The organism is Ruegeria sp. SCP11 (genome assembly GCF_040329455.1).
GTDB lineage: Bacteria > Pseudomonadota > Alphaproteobacteria > Rhodobacterales > Rhodobacteraceae > Ruegeria > Ruegeria atlantica_E.
Genome location: NZ_JBDZYG010000015.1, coordinates 1 through 13154, shown reverse-complemented (window position 1 = coordinate 13154; position 13154 = coordinate 1). Strand labels below are relative to the sequence as shown.

The following is a 13154-nucleotide window of genomic DNA, read 5'->3' as shown; positions in this document are numbered from 1 at the left end:
ACCCGAAGTTTGTTCCTAGTCTTTTCAGTCACGGTCACCAGTGGATCGACTGGGTTCTAAAGTGTTTTGGAAACATCGACCGCAGTACGAACAGGCAGATCTTCAATGCCTCGTCGGGTTTGAAGATATCTGAGTGCAAATGGTAGTCGGTCCAAAGCCCTTCCAACAAAGCAATTAATGCGTCTGTAGCAAGTTTGGCGTCGACGTCTTTATACTCACCTTCGCTCTTTATTTGCTCCAACAACTCCAGGATCACCGCTCGGAAACCTTTCTCCCGCGAGTCGATGAAAGGAAAAATGTGCGGGTTCGAGAGTGCTTCGGCCCGAAACGAAAACCAAATCGCAACGTCCCTTGCATTTAGCACCAAGGGATCGAAATCCGCCTTTATGATAGAGAGTAACTTTTCAGCAGAGCCTAGCTCTAGATTGTCTGCGATTGCCCTCCACTGCCCCGCGTAGCGCGCCGACAACTCCTCCGCCACAGCGAGAAGCAGCTTCTCTTTAGAGCCGAAGTGCAGGTTCACCATTCCCCGCGACAATCCTGACAATTCCTGAATTCTTGCCGAGGTCGTGCCGCGAATTCCGTATTTATGGATGGCGTCCGCAGCCGCTTGGATCAGCTGCTTTCGGTTCTGCAACTTACTCAGATCTCGGGCATTGGTTGGGGTATCTGACTCGAGAGAAATCTTATTTGTCCTTTGCTTGGGCACTCGCTCTTTGTCTTCTCGCATCTAGTAAAGCAAAAGTTCAAGGATTGACATTGAATGAATGTTTGTTCATTTTGTTATGTATGTTACATCTCGGTGCCAAATGACCCTTTTGAACTCCGACTTTCAATCCCTACGTGACTGGGACAACGAACACTTCCTGCACCCATGGGAGGGGATGTCATACCTCGGACAAAATGAACGCACCTTTGCCGAAAGCGGATTTGGCGTTCACGTTGTGACAGGAGACGGAAAGCGCCTGATAGACGGACCTGCTGGGATGTGGTGCGTACAATTAGGCTATGGAAACACCGAGATTGCCGATGCAATGGCCCAGCAGGCGAAAGAGATGGCGTATTTTTCGCCATTCAACAACGCCAACTCCGCACCGGCCCGACTGGCACATGAGATTGCCAAGAGAACGCCGGGCGACCTGAACCATGTGTTTTTCACAACCGGTGGGTCGACGGCGGTAGACAGCGCACTTCGCTTCGTCCAATTCCGTAACAACCTGCTGGGCAAACCCGAGAAGAAAATCGTGATCTCTCGGCAAAAGGCCTATCACGGATCGACTTACCTGGCGGCCTCTGTATCCGGAAAAGAGCGCGACAAAGGTTGGTTGGATCAGGCCGCGCACCTCACGCGTTTTCTGCCGAACGTGAACCCGTATACGCGTCGCTCCGAACAGACGGTCAACGACTTCCTGGACGAAAAAGTCGCGGATCTGGAGAACATGATCCTACAGACCGGAGCAGACAAAGTCGCGGCTTTCATCGCTGAACCGATCCTGTGCTCTGGTGGCGTCATCGTGCCTCCGCAGGGGTACCATAAGCGCTGCCTAGAAATCTGCCGGAAGTACGATATCCTGTATATTTCAGACGAGGTCGTAACCGGATTTGGGCGACTTGGACATTGGTTTGCGTCCGAAGACGTCTTTGGCATCAAACCTGATATCATCACCTGCGCCAAGGGCATGACGTCCGGGTACGTACCCATGGGAGCCTGCATCATCTCTGATCGGCTGATTGCAGACGTGAGCGGTGACAACGCTCAGGACGCCACCTTTTCAAACGGCTTCACCTATTCGGGCCACCCAGTAAGCGCTGCGGCAGGTTTGAAGACCATTGAAATTATGGAACGCAACGGCGTACTGGAACATGTTCGCGCGATCACGCCGCTGTTCGAAGAGCGCCTTCAATCTCTGACAGACTTACCGCTGGTCGGCGATGCCCGCGGTATGGGTCTGGTAGGCTGCGTTGAGTGCGTTGCGGACGCAAAAGCAGAAAACCTATTAGATCTCGACAAGTCAGTCGGTGCATTGATTGACCAGCATTGTCAGGAGAACGGGCTGATCCTGCGGCCGATCATCAACATGTGTGTGTTTTCTCCACCCCTGATCATCACAGAAGCCGAGTTGAATCAGATGTTTGACATCCTCGAAAAAGGTATCCGATTGGCGACCGAAGACTTGACGCGCCAAGGCGCATTCAGAAATTAGGGACATTGTCGAAGCGGCTTCGCAACCGTGTACTTTGCGAAGCCTTTCCTGTGCACTGGAGGGCTTACCCAGCGCGCATCGTTTCACGCGGCAATTTGATCGGGAACTTGGACCGAACCTCTTCATCCACCTTGCTACCAAAGTAGTTCGGGTAGTGATTTGATAGGATATCGTTCACGACTGACCGGCTCCGATCGAACATGTCCTGACGACCTGCTTTTTCCCAGGTATCTGTCAACTCCCGGTCCAATAGGGTCGGATAGACATACTCGGTTTCCATGTATTTCAAGGTCTGCGCGTTGCCTAAGAAATGGCCGGGTTCAATTGCACATTCATGAATGACATCGACCGAAAGCGTATCGTCGCTCACCTCAATCCCGCGGAGTGTTCGTGAGATCATGCCCGCAGCTTCATTATCAATGACCATAGACTCAAAGCTACAACCCGTCAGGCTGCCAAGCATTCCACCAAACTCGCAGAGCCGGTTGGCTCCGGCATGGGCCGCCAAAGCGAAGGTCAGCGCCTTTTCTAGCCCGTATTGAGCATCAGGTATCTTGGAATCGGTCATGCCACATCCGACGCTGGTCGGCAGGTTGTAGAAGTTGCCCATCTGAATAGCTGCGGCTGAAATCAACGCCTGTTCGCCGCTGCCGCCCGTAAACGATCCGGTGCGCAGATCAGTGATAAATGGCCAAGCCGCAAAGACGACCGGTGTCCCCGGATTGATCAGATTGGCAATGGCGACACATGACAGGGTCTCAGCCACAGCTTGCGCCAGAGTTCCGGCCAACGGCGCGGGTGACGTAGCCCCGGCCTGCGGCGGTACGGCAAGGTCGCAGACAAGTCCCATTTTCGCCGTATCGATCAGGATTTCCAGATTCTCCCGTCCAAACCGGAGCGGTGAAACAATGGGGCAGCCACCAAAAATGACCGAGGGTTTCTCAAGGAATTTGCCCTCCCCGCCCGATGCCAGGTCGAACAGATGGATCGCGTCCTGAATATGCTCGCGCGTGCGGAATGTCAGGCAGGATGGTTTTTCGCTGCCTGCCAGAATGGCATAGAGCATGCTCATGTCATGCTCGTAGTCCTGCGGGACATCCGTCGCCAGAACCGTATCACCTGTCATGTGGATGTTGTCGAGCCGGTCGACCAGACGGGTGAAATCGTAAATGTCCTTGAGTGTAGACGGTCGGTAACTGCGCGTCTCAGCGTCAAACGTTGTCACAGCAGTGCCGGAGTTTGCGTAATACACCTTGTCCTTGGTGCAGTGCATGTCGTCCTTACCGGCCCGAGATCCGCGTGCATGAACATAGAATTCGCTGGCCGCCATGGCCAACAGGTCCTCCATCAAGGCGCGAGGAAAGCACAGCCTGCCATGCTCGTTCACTGTCGCGCCCTTCGGCAACACGAGATCAAGAACTTCCTGCGTGGGGTCACCGACCCCCGTACGCTCCAGAATGCTGAGAGCGGCTTCGTGAATGCGCGCCATATCGGCGTCCGAAAGCGGTTTGTATCGCCCACCCGGGATACCGGGCCAAATTGCCTGCGAGGCGACGTTGCTGGTCCGCACAGCTGCACGTGCTTCACGCCCGCCCCCGCGCCGTCTTGACCTGCGCTGAGTTAATTCTGTCATAGTTTATTCTCCGAATGCTGAGCGTGTCAGATCATGCTGAAGTAATTGCGATAGAAGCCGGGAATGCTCCATTCCATCTCGGACAGCGGGCCCGGGACAAAATGATGGGAATTCACACCCTCCTGATTGTGCCGGATGATCCGTTCGTCGTCGAGCGAAGTGACATGCCAGAGCCATGTCAGGGCGTCTTTGTCATAGTCGCGACCCTCTTCAGCTTCACCGCGCACGTACCAGACGATCTGAATATCCGTTTCCTGCAGGGCGCGTGGGACGAACCGATACCCGACCACGTGATCTGCGTAGACGAGGAAGTAATTGAGCGTCCCGATCCCCAGATCGGTAGCACCACCATCGTGGCCTTTGAGTTCACCCAGAGGCGGCGCCAAGGGCGCACCATCCTTGCTGCCTGTCATGTAGCCGGGGAACAGCGGGTAACGCCGCCAATAGACATCTGCACCCGGTTCGACTGCGTTTTCTCCGGTCAAGTCCAACTCCTCAGTGGGAATTCCGGCTTCTTTCATCCGCTCGTGAAGAGCCCCGCTGAACTCCAGAACCTGAGCAGGGTCTTTCAGGGAATGGCTGCGCGAATAATCCTGATGGGACGGCGCGCAGTGATAGCATTCCAGATAGTTCTCCAAGGCCAATTTCCAGTTCGCAGGAACCGGGTATGAGGCTTCATGGGCGACCTTCAGGTTTTCAAAATCGAACGGTTTTGAAAGCGGGGCCAGCCTCTCCAAAGCCGCATCCAGCGGCGGAGCATTTTCAGCGGCACAGACAAAAATCAGCCCCTGAAAGATCTTCACCTGAACCGGGAACAACCCGTATTGGCCCGGATCAAAGTCCGCGCCCATTGACCGCCCGTTTCGTAGCTTGCCATTCAGATCAAACGTCCACGCGTGGTAGGGGCAAATGAAATTGCGCGCCTTGCCTTTCTGTTCAATACAAACGCGCGATCCCCGGTGGCGGCAAACGTTCAGATGCGCGCGCACTTCGCCCTCGCGATCCCGAACGATGATGATGGACTCAGGCCCATAGTCGAAGAGGAAATAGTCACCGGGTTCGGCGATCTGGCTGACATGACCGACCCAGATCCAGTTTCGATTCCAGAATGTGCTGATATCGTTTTCGTAAACCGCCTGAGAGGTATAGAAATGACGCGGCAAGGCGAACCCTTCCCGCTGCGCTTCCATCAAATCGCGCATTACTTGCAAGTCATCTTTTGGCATAGCGCACCTCATACAGTTTCAAGGGAGACGATTTCCCGGCGGAAAAATTCGCGGTCGATATCGCCCGCATTACGTTCGAAATTTCGGGCCGCCATGTGACCAGAATACACGGCGTCCGCTATCAAGCCGGGGTTTGCGGCATCTCCGATCAGTTCCAGACTAGTCAGCGGGTTGTCTGCCAAGCCACGAAGCGCATCGTAAAGGGTAGTCTCGCGCGTTCGCTGCGTCATCAACACGACAGAGCTACACTCAACGGATTGTTCTCGACCCGTATAGGCGCAACGTAATTTCGCTTGTCCGGGCGCGATACTGGCCAAAGACTGGGACAAAACCAGTCGGACGCCTTTTTCCAGCAGGCTGCGTTGCACTTTGGTCTGCTCCAACGTCAATTCCGTGAACGGCGAAACCATTGTGGCTGGCGTTACAAAGGTGACCTCCCGTCCGACCTGAGCCAAATGATCCGCCAGCACGCCACCGAGATAACCCTGATCATCATCGTAGACCATGATCGGACTGTCCCCGGGCATTGTCCCGGACATGATGTCGTCCGGAGTGAAAACCTGAGAACCTGGATCAATTGAGACGCCGTGAAATGCAGATTTCCCGCGCCCATCTCGCCGCCATGTTGCGCCGGTTGCCAGAAAGACGTTCGGAATGCCCAGCTCGACAACTTCAGTTGCCGATAGTCGGCTGTCGGTGAACAGTTGAACATTCCCGCGTTGCTGCAGGTCGTAGATTCTGTGGTCTGTCACACGTTTCCAGGCGGATAGCCCGGTCAGGCTGGACTCCCGCAAGACACGGCCGCCCAGTTCTTGCTTGGCTTCGGCCAGGGTGACTTCGTAGCCCCGGCGCGCCAGCTGCATGGCGCATTCAAGTCCGGCTGGCCCGCTGCCAACGACAAGCGCGGCCTCCTCTGTTCCCCGGCTTTCTATGATTTCAGGATGCCAACCCCGGCGCCACTCTTCCCCCATTGTCGGGTTTTGCGTGCACCGGATAGGGACACCCAGAGAATCCGATGAAACACAGATATTGCAGCCGATACACTCACGAATTTCTTCGATGCGACCTTCCCTGATTTTGTTCGGAAGAAACGGATCGGCAATGGATGGCCGCGCCGCGCCGATAAAATCAAGGATGCCCTTCTTGACCAGAGATACCATCAAATCCGGAGACGTAAGGCGCCCGACACCGACCACTGGCTTGGAAGTCACCTGTTTGACGAACTCGATATATGAAGTTTGAAAACCGTCGCGGGGTTCAAAGCGGGTCGTCGCAGAGTCATTGCTCCAATCCGCGACGTTCACATCCCAAAGGTCGGGAAGCTCTGCCAACAGTTCGACTACGGCTCGACCTTCCTCCTGTGCTTGCATGCCGTCAGATCCCAGCATTTCATCAACTGCAAACCGGAGGGCGATGGCACAATCATCCCCAACCTCTTCTCTGGTTTCTTCCAGAAGCTCTCGCGTAAGCCGCACCCGGTTCTCCAGAGAACCGCCATACTCATCGGTACGATCGTTGAACTGCGGCAGCAGGAAGTGGTGCGGCAATGTCATGTAGTGCCCGGCATACACGTACACTACATCGAAGCCCGCCTCGCGCGAGCGCCGTGCCGCCGCGCGGTGCCACTTGCGGAACTCGCGAATGTCCGACTTGTCCATCGCCCGGGCCTGCTTGGGATACGCGGTCTGCAGGGCGAGTTCTGACGGAGCTAACAAAGGCGCTCGGCTCAGGTGGTTTTGAGCATGATGGCCATTATGCGCCAGTTCAATGGCCGCCAGTGAGCCTTTTTCGTGAACTGCTTCGGTCATCAGTCGCAGAGCCGGAATATCCCGCTCGTCCCAGAGCCGGTTCTCGGCAAAAGGGGATAGGTCAGACGTTGGATGAATTTCCGTCTCTTGGTTGGACACAACAGCCCAACCGCCTGCGGCCTTCATTGCCCGCATGGCAGCTTCGGCCTGCGGTCGCAGATGCCCCAGGCCGTTGCAGTGGGGAACTTGATAGAACCGGTTTCTGGCCGTTACTGGCCCGATCTGAACCGGCTCGAAGAGAACAGAGTATCCGTCAGCGCCTGACATTGCCGCGCATCCTCCAGAAAAATCGGAAATCGTTTCGTGGGGATGGAAGGATTTCTAACGTCCCACCATTCCCGGTTGTGTCGTTAAGGTGCTGTTAGAAGCCCGCTTTGATGCGCTCGAACTCCTTCAACATCTTGGCTTCCAGCTCGGGATTGACCGCGTCAAAAAACAGGCTGCCCTCAAAGAAGCTGTCCACGTCCGAGAAGCCATAAGTTTCCACCAGTGCCGGATCGGCTTGCGCAAACGCGTCCGCGTTGGCGTGGGCGTAGCCCCAGCTTTCGATGATGTATTTGCCGCTGGCGGCAGAGCTAAGCGCGTTGAGCATGTCATAGACCTGTTCATCCGACTGCTTGGCAGATTTCAGATGCACATAACCGCAGACCCAGGTGGCAATTCCCTTGTCCACATCACGCATCATAACGGCCGGGGTTTCGTTCCAGATCAAGTTCAGTTCTGATTGGTTCCAGCCCCAACCCAGTGTCACTTCTCCACTGGCAATTGCCTGATCCAGTTGGCCAGCGTCAGACCAGTAAAAGCGCACATTCGGATGAATCGCGCGCAGGTAATCCGCCGCTTTCTGGAATTCCTCGTCGCTCATATCGGTATAGCTGGAGGCACCAGTGGCCAATGCGGCCATAGCGAACGCGCTGGACGCGGCGTCTGGAACGGCGACCTTGCCCTGATAAGCAGGATCCGCCAGCAGTTGTAGCGAAACATCGTCTGCCGAAATCATATCGGTGCGATAGATTAGGCCGGTATTACCCCATTCGAATGGCACCATGTAGGTTTGCCCGTCGATAGTGATGCCATCGACCTCTTTGATCTTGGGCATCAATTTGTCCCAATTCTCCAGTTTGCTGGTGTCGATCGGCTTGATCATATCCGCCGCGACCCATTTTCTCAGAGCGTCGGTACAGGGATGAGCCAGATCGGCCTCAAACCCGGATTGAAGCTTGGTAAATGCCTCTTCCACGCTGCCGAAATAGGTGTAACTGGGCGCGCCGCCGTACTTTTCGACATAGTCGCCGTAAAATCCCTGATCCTCATATCCGGACCAGTCAAAAACGGTCAGATCAGCCGCATTGGCCAGAGCCTGGCTGGCAGTGAAGGTGGCAACAACTGCTGCCGAAAGTGATACTGCTTTATTCATTTTTCTCCTCCCAAAGACTCACGTTTACCCAAGTCGATCACCGAAGCGCTTTGAACGCCAAGCCAGACGGTATCGCCGCGACTGTGATCAACCGTGTGAAAGTAGTTCGGCACCGCGACAGCGATGCTTTCGGGCAGCCCGTCAATGCGCACATAGTAGTGGACGCTCTCACCATAGAAGGCGACGTCCGACACCTCGCCCTGAACATAGGCGTCATAGCCATCCGGTTTTTCTGCGCTGATCTCCAATTGCTCGGGCCGAACGCCGACCAGAAGTTCCTTGTCATGCGCCTGAACGTTGGGATTCACCCCGATCGTCATTTGCCCAAACCCTTGAACACTTACTTCCAGCGTTTCGGAGTTTTCTGCCGTCACCTCGGCATCCAGGAAATTCATTCCGCCGATGAAAGAGGCCACCTCATGGTTGCACGGTTGGGCATATAGAACCTCGGGCCTGTCGACCTGCTTGAGCTGCCCAGCGAACATGACACCGATCCGGTCGGACATGGTCATCGCCTCGTACTGGTCGTGCGTGACCATCACGAATGTAATTCCAAGTTTCTGCTGCAGGCGACGCATCTCTAACTGCATCGCTTCGCGCAGGTTTTTGTCCAACGCAGATAGAGGTTCATCCAACAGCAAAACTTTCGGGCGCATAACCAGCGCTCGGGCGAGCGCCACACGCTGTCGCTGACCGCCCGACAACTCATTGGCCTTGCGGTCCTGAAGGCCACCGAGCTCAACCATTTCAAGGGCTTCGGCAACGCGTTCCTTGATTTCCTTCCGCGAGAGCTTTGTCTTGCGCAAGCCAAACCCGACATTGTCACCCACATTCAGATGCGGAAAGATCGCGTAGCTTTGGAACACCATGTTAGTCGGGCGTTTGTTGGCGGGCACCTCGCCCATTGTACGGCCATCAATCCGGATTTCGCCCTCTTCGTGATCCTGAAATCCCGCGATGATGCGAAGGGCCGTTGTCTTTCCGCAGCCCGAAGGCCCAAGCAACGAAAAGAACTCACCCTCTTTCAAGGTGAGGTTCAGATCGGACACAGCCACAAAGGAGCCAAAGCGCTTTTCGACGCCGTGAATCTCGATGATGTTCTGTTCGCTCATCTTATTCGTTTCCTTTGGCTTCAATCTGAGGACTGGATGGAACGGCGGCGGAAGTATTCGGCAACCAACAACAGCAGGACCGAGGACATCAAAAGCAGCGACCCCAGCGCCAACGTGTTGGGCAATTTTGCCGGGAAGCGGATCTGGCTCCAGATGTAGACCGGCAAGGTTGGACTGTTTCCGGAAAGGAAGAACGCCAGAACGAACTCGTCAAAGGATACGGTAAACGTGACCAAAAGGCTGGCGATGATCCCAGGCGCGACGATTGGCAGAGTGACGCGCCGGAAGGTTCCGACAACGCTTTCGCCAAGGTCGAAAGCTGCTTCTTCCAGAGACTGGTCAAAATCGTCGAAGGCAGATTTCATGATCGAAACTGAAAAGGGCAACGCCACGAAGACATGTCCAAGGATCACAGTTGTCAGCGATGGTTTCAGCCCGATGCTGATGAAAAGGACCAGCATCGAGCTCGCAACGATTATACCTGGTATGACCAGTGGAAGCATCACCAGGCCTTCAGACAATTCCCGCCCTTTGAACCGGTATCTGACATAAGCGCGTGCGGCGAACAGACCCAGAGACGTAGCCATCAGGGCAGTCACGCTGCCGACGATCAGCGAGTTCACCATCGCCTGAAGCAAAGTGTCTTGCTGGCCCAGCTGCGCGTACCACTTCAACGTGAACCCTTTGAGAGGGAAAGCCACGATGGTTCCGTCATTGAACGAAAACAGCGGCAACAGCAAAACCGGTAAATAGAGAAACACCAGGTAGGCGATCGCATAGACAAGCAACCATGAGATTCGAAAGGCCTTGTTCATCTGATCCTCCGCCCCAATGCGGTGACGACCACCACGAACAGGATTGCGACGCAACCAACCGAAAGCATGGCGAGCAAAGACAAGGTTGCACCCAACGGCCAGTTATTGGCGGCGCCAAACTGTACCTGGATCAAATTGGCCACCATTTTACCCTGCGATCCACCAACCAGGGCCGGAGTGACGTAGTCGCCCACCGTGGGGATGAAGATGATCAGACATGCGGCAATGATCCCCGGCACAGTCAGGGGCAAGGTCACGCGGACAAACCTTTCAAGTTTGCTGCACCCAAGGTCGGTTGCGGCCTCCAGCAAGCTGCGGTCGATCTTTTGCAGCGACACGTAGATCGGCAGAATTGCAAACGGTGCCCAGGCATGTGCAAGCGTAAGAACAACGGCGAACTCGTTGTAGAGCAGGAATGTCAGCGGCTCCTGAATTAACCCCAGCGAAATCAAAGCCGAGTTCATCACCCCGTTAAAGCCAAGGATCAGCTTCCAACTGAACACACGCAGCAAGTAACTGCTCCAAAAGGGAATGGTGATCAGCAATAGCCAGAGGGTCTTCTTTTGTGTCCGAAATGCGATGAAATAGGCGATCGGATAGGCAAGACAGACCGTTGCCAGTGTCACCGCTCCCGCAATCGAAACGGAACGGATCATCAGGTGCCGCACCAAGGGGTCGGTGAATGCCTCTTGGTAATTCGCCCAGGTCAGCGTGCGGTCAATCTCGACATAAGTCTGGGTCCAAAAGCTGTAGGCGACAAGAATGCAAAGAGGCACGGCAACAAGCAGGCCAACATAGAGCGTAGCGGGCGCGCTCAGTGCCAGGCCCTTGCCCGTTTCACTTCGTATTACTCCGGCCATGCTTCCCTGCTGAACTTCGTTTTCGGTGGCGTGACGACTTTCATCGCAAAATGGACAATCGTCCATTTAAATCTGGAATTTTCGAACTAGGTGTGTCAACTGTTATTTTCACAGCCGAGGCTGGCCAATTTGACGAGGGCCGCTAGAAAGCACCGCAAGAGACTGAAAACAAACAGAACCGCCTGATAAAATGACTGGAAGACGACAAGAAATACGCGAACGAAACCGCCTATCTCTGATCGAGGCAGTATTAGACTCGGTTGCAGAAAAAGGGATTTCCGAAACGTCGGTCAGCGAAATCATTCAACGCGCCGAGCTTTCCCGTGGCATGATTCACCTTCATTTTGGCGGCAAGGACAATTTGGTTGACGAAGCCGCCCGCTACTCGTCCGAGCAGTACTACAATGGCATCTATGCCTTGCTGGAAACAACCGGACAAACTGGTCAAGAGCATATTGAGATGATTGTTCGGGGTGACTTGAGTGAAGCCATTCTTAACAAGAAGAACGTCTCCATTTGGTACGCGTTTCGAGGAGAGGCAAGAAACAGAGCGGCTATTGCTGCCTTTTCAGATACCCGCGACGCAAAGCTCCGAAACCTGATTTTCAACGCGTTTGCTCGAATTGCGAAGGAAGCTAAAGTCGACGACCCCACTCAGGTCGCACGTGACGCTACGCACGGCACACTAGCCATGCTGGAAGGTATGTGGACCGACTACCTACTCCACCCCGATTCATTTGATCGTAACGAGGCAATGAGAATTGTCTTTCGTTTTTTGAGCTCAATGTTTCCCGCACACTTTGACCTTGGTGGGGCATTGTCACTAGAGTGAGCCTGGCAGCCAAGTGCATATTGGCGGAGCTTCCAGACAAAATCGACGGTCAAATCTTCGTTGTGGTGGATACGGCACAATGCTGACACCGCACGAACTGTTCACCGCGCAGGGCTTCCCGTCTGATTACGTGATCGAGGGCATGTGGAAAGAACAAGCGACGAATGGACTTGGCACCCTTCCCCCAAAACGGTGCAGGTGAGCTGCGCGGCAACAGCGTCAGCCCCTACTAAAGACCGCAAGCGGCCCTTTGCGGACCTTGGCGCGTCACCAGCGATGCTGCGATTGAGCCCGCATTGCCGTCATTCGCTGCAACCACAAAATCAGATGGTAAGAAAATTCACACTCGCGGACTTAGCGGGCATCGGGATCCCGCCAAAAGGAGAATTGATTTTGCGCTTTTGCCAATAGTTGTCAGCACGAACACTGATGCGCGAATGTCGCCAATGCTGCATTCATTCGGTCGACCATATCCAGATTTCCAACGGAGCTAAACCTGCCACCATCAAGTTCTGCTGATGGGATGTGGCAATTTATGACATGACCAGACACCGTCTGCTGCGTAAGTGGCGTCGTCGTGTCGCAAATGTCACCCAAGCGGCGTGGACAGCGGCGTTGGAACGGACAGCCGGTCACCGGTGGCGCTTTTTCAGTCATGTCATTTGCCAAAAGCACCGGGGCCGCGTCAGGGTCAGGCTCCAGAACGGCGCCCATCAGCGTTTTCGTATACGGGTGATACGGCGGGGCATAGACTTGCGCCGAAGGACCAATCTCGCAGATACGGCCCTGATACAGAACCGCCACCCGGTCAGATACAGCCCGTACGACGGCCAGATCATGGCTGACGAAGATGTAAGAGCTGCCGTTTTCTTTCCGCAGCCTCGTCAGCAAGGCAAGAGCCGCGACCTGAACGGACACGTCAAGCGCGCTGGTCACCTCGTCGCACAGCGTCACTTCAGGATTAGCCGCGACGGCACGCCCGACGCCGACACGTTGCTTTTCTCCGCCGGACAATTGGCCGGGAAAACGGTCGAGGTAGCGGTCTGGCAAACGCACAGCCTCGAGCAGGTGCTGTCGGACAAATTCGAACCAGTCTTAGCTAGGCCAGTAGAGCTGTCCTTCATGCCGCGCCAAGTTCGCGCCACTCGGCGAGAGCAGCGGCGCGTGTCAGCTTGAAGGTGCCTCGGCTGGTGAGAGATCGCTCCTGGTTAAAGTGGTTGTAGACGGAGGAGTGGACGGCGGCGAAT

General features: G+C 55.1%; 12 protein-coding genes and 1 pseudogene. 3 read left to right on the top strand and 10 right to left on the bottom strand.

Annotated elements, in window-relative coordinates:
- Positions 1–34: 34 nt before the first annotated feature.
- Positions 35–730, bottom strand: coding sequence for a TetR/AcrR family transcriptional regulator (locus ABLN94_RS19715; RefSeq protein ID WP_352995706.1), 696 nt, complete (start codon positions 728–730; stop codon positions 35–37).
- A gap of 79 nt (positions 731–809) precedes the next feature.
- Between ABLN94_RS19715 and ABLN94_RS19710 the strand changes: the two genes are divergently transcribed.
- Positions 810–2204 carry an aminotransferase gene (locus ABLN94_RS19710; RefSeq protein ID WP_352995704.1) on the top strand — a complete coding sequence of 465 codons (1395 nt, stop codon included), beginning with the start codon at positions 810–812 and terminating at the stop codon, positions 2202–2204.
- A gap of 64 nt (positions 2205–2268) precedes the next feature.
- On the opposite strand, the gene ABLN94_RS19705 is transcribed toward ABLN94_RS19710, so the two are convergent.
- From ABLN94_RS19705 to ABLN94_RS19675, 7 genes are all read right to left on the bottom strand, one after another.
- Positions 2269–3837 (bottom strand): trimethylamine methyltransferase family protein, encoded by a 1569-nt coding sequence (locus ABLN94_RS19705; RefSeq protein WP_352995702.1) that lies wholly within the window; start codon positions 3835–3837, stop codon positions 2269–2271.
- A 26-nt stretch (positions 3838–3863) separates the two neighbouring features.
- Positions 3864–5063, bottom strand: coding sequence for an aromatic ring-hydroxylating oxygenase subunit alpha (locus tag ABLN94_RS19700; protein WP_352995700.1), 1200 nt, complete (start codon positions 5061–5063; stop codon positions 3864–3866).
- An 8-nt stretch (positions 5064–5071) separates the two neighbouring features.
- On the bottom strand, positions 5072–7138 hold the full coding sequence (locus tag ABLN94_RS19695) for an FAD-dependent oxidoreductase (protein WP_352995699.1): 2067 nt from the start codon (positions 7136–7138) through the stop codon (positions 5072–5074).
- A gap of 94 nt (positions 7139–7232) precedes the next feature.
- A complete protein-coding gene (locus tag ABLN94_RS19690; protein ID WP_352995697.1) occupies positions 7233–8288 on the bottom strand; it encodes an ABC transporter substrate-binding protein in 1056 nt (351 codons plus the stop codon).
- Entirely contained in the window at positions 8285–9400 is a 1116-nt protein-coding gene (locus tag ABLN94_RS19685; protein WP_352995695.1) for an ABC transporter ATP-binding protein, read from the bottom strand. Before ABLN94_RS19685 ends, ABLN94_RS19690 begins: the two co-directional genes overlap by 4 nt.
- A 20-nt stretch (positions 9401–9420) precedes the next feature.
- Positions 9421–10215: an ABC transporter permease gene (locus ABLN94_RS19680; RefSeq protein WP_352995693.1), complete on the bottom strand. Its 795-nt coding sequence runs from the start codon at positions 10213–10215 to the stop codon at positions 9421–9423.
- Complete coding sequence (locus ABLN94_RS19675) at positions 10212–11075, bottom strand: ABC transporter permease (RefSeq protein WP_352995691.1); 864 nt, start codon at positions 11073–11075, stop codon at positions 10212–10214. The genes ABLN94_RS19680 and ABLN94_RS19675 overlap by 4 nt, the downstream gene beginning before the upstream one ends.
- 190 nt (positions 11076–11265) lie before the next feature.
- Between ABLN94_RS19675 and ABLN94_RS19670 the strand changes: the two genes are divergently transcribed.
- Complete coding sequence (locus ABLN94_RS19670) at positions 11266–11907, top strand: TetR family transcriptional regulator C-terminal domain-containing protein (protein WP_352995689.1); 642 nt, start codon at positions 11266–11268, stop codon at positions 11905–11907.
- 79 nt (positions 11908–11986) lie between these two features.
- Positions 11987–12109: a hypothetical protein gene (locus tag ABLN94_RS19665; protein ID WP_352995687.1), complete on the top strand. Its 123-nt coding sequence runs from the start codon at positions 11987–11989 to the stop codon at positions 12107–12109.
- Between the two features lie 212 nt (positions 12110–12321).
- On the opposite strand, the gene ABLN94_RS19660 is transcribed toward ABLN94_RS19665, so the two are convergent.
- Positions 12322–12963 carry an ABC transporter ATP-binding protein gene (locus ABLN94_RS19660; RefSeq protein WP_352995685.1) on the bottom strand — a complete coding sequence of 214 codons (642 nt, stop codon included), beginning with the start codon at positions 12961–12963 and terminating at the stop codon, positions 12322–12324.
- Positions 12964–13027: 64 nt separating this feature from the next.
- Positions 13028–13154, bottom strand: a pseudogene (locus ABLN94_RS19655) (IS6 family transposase); the annotation flags it as partial.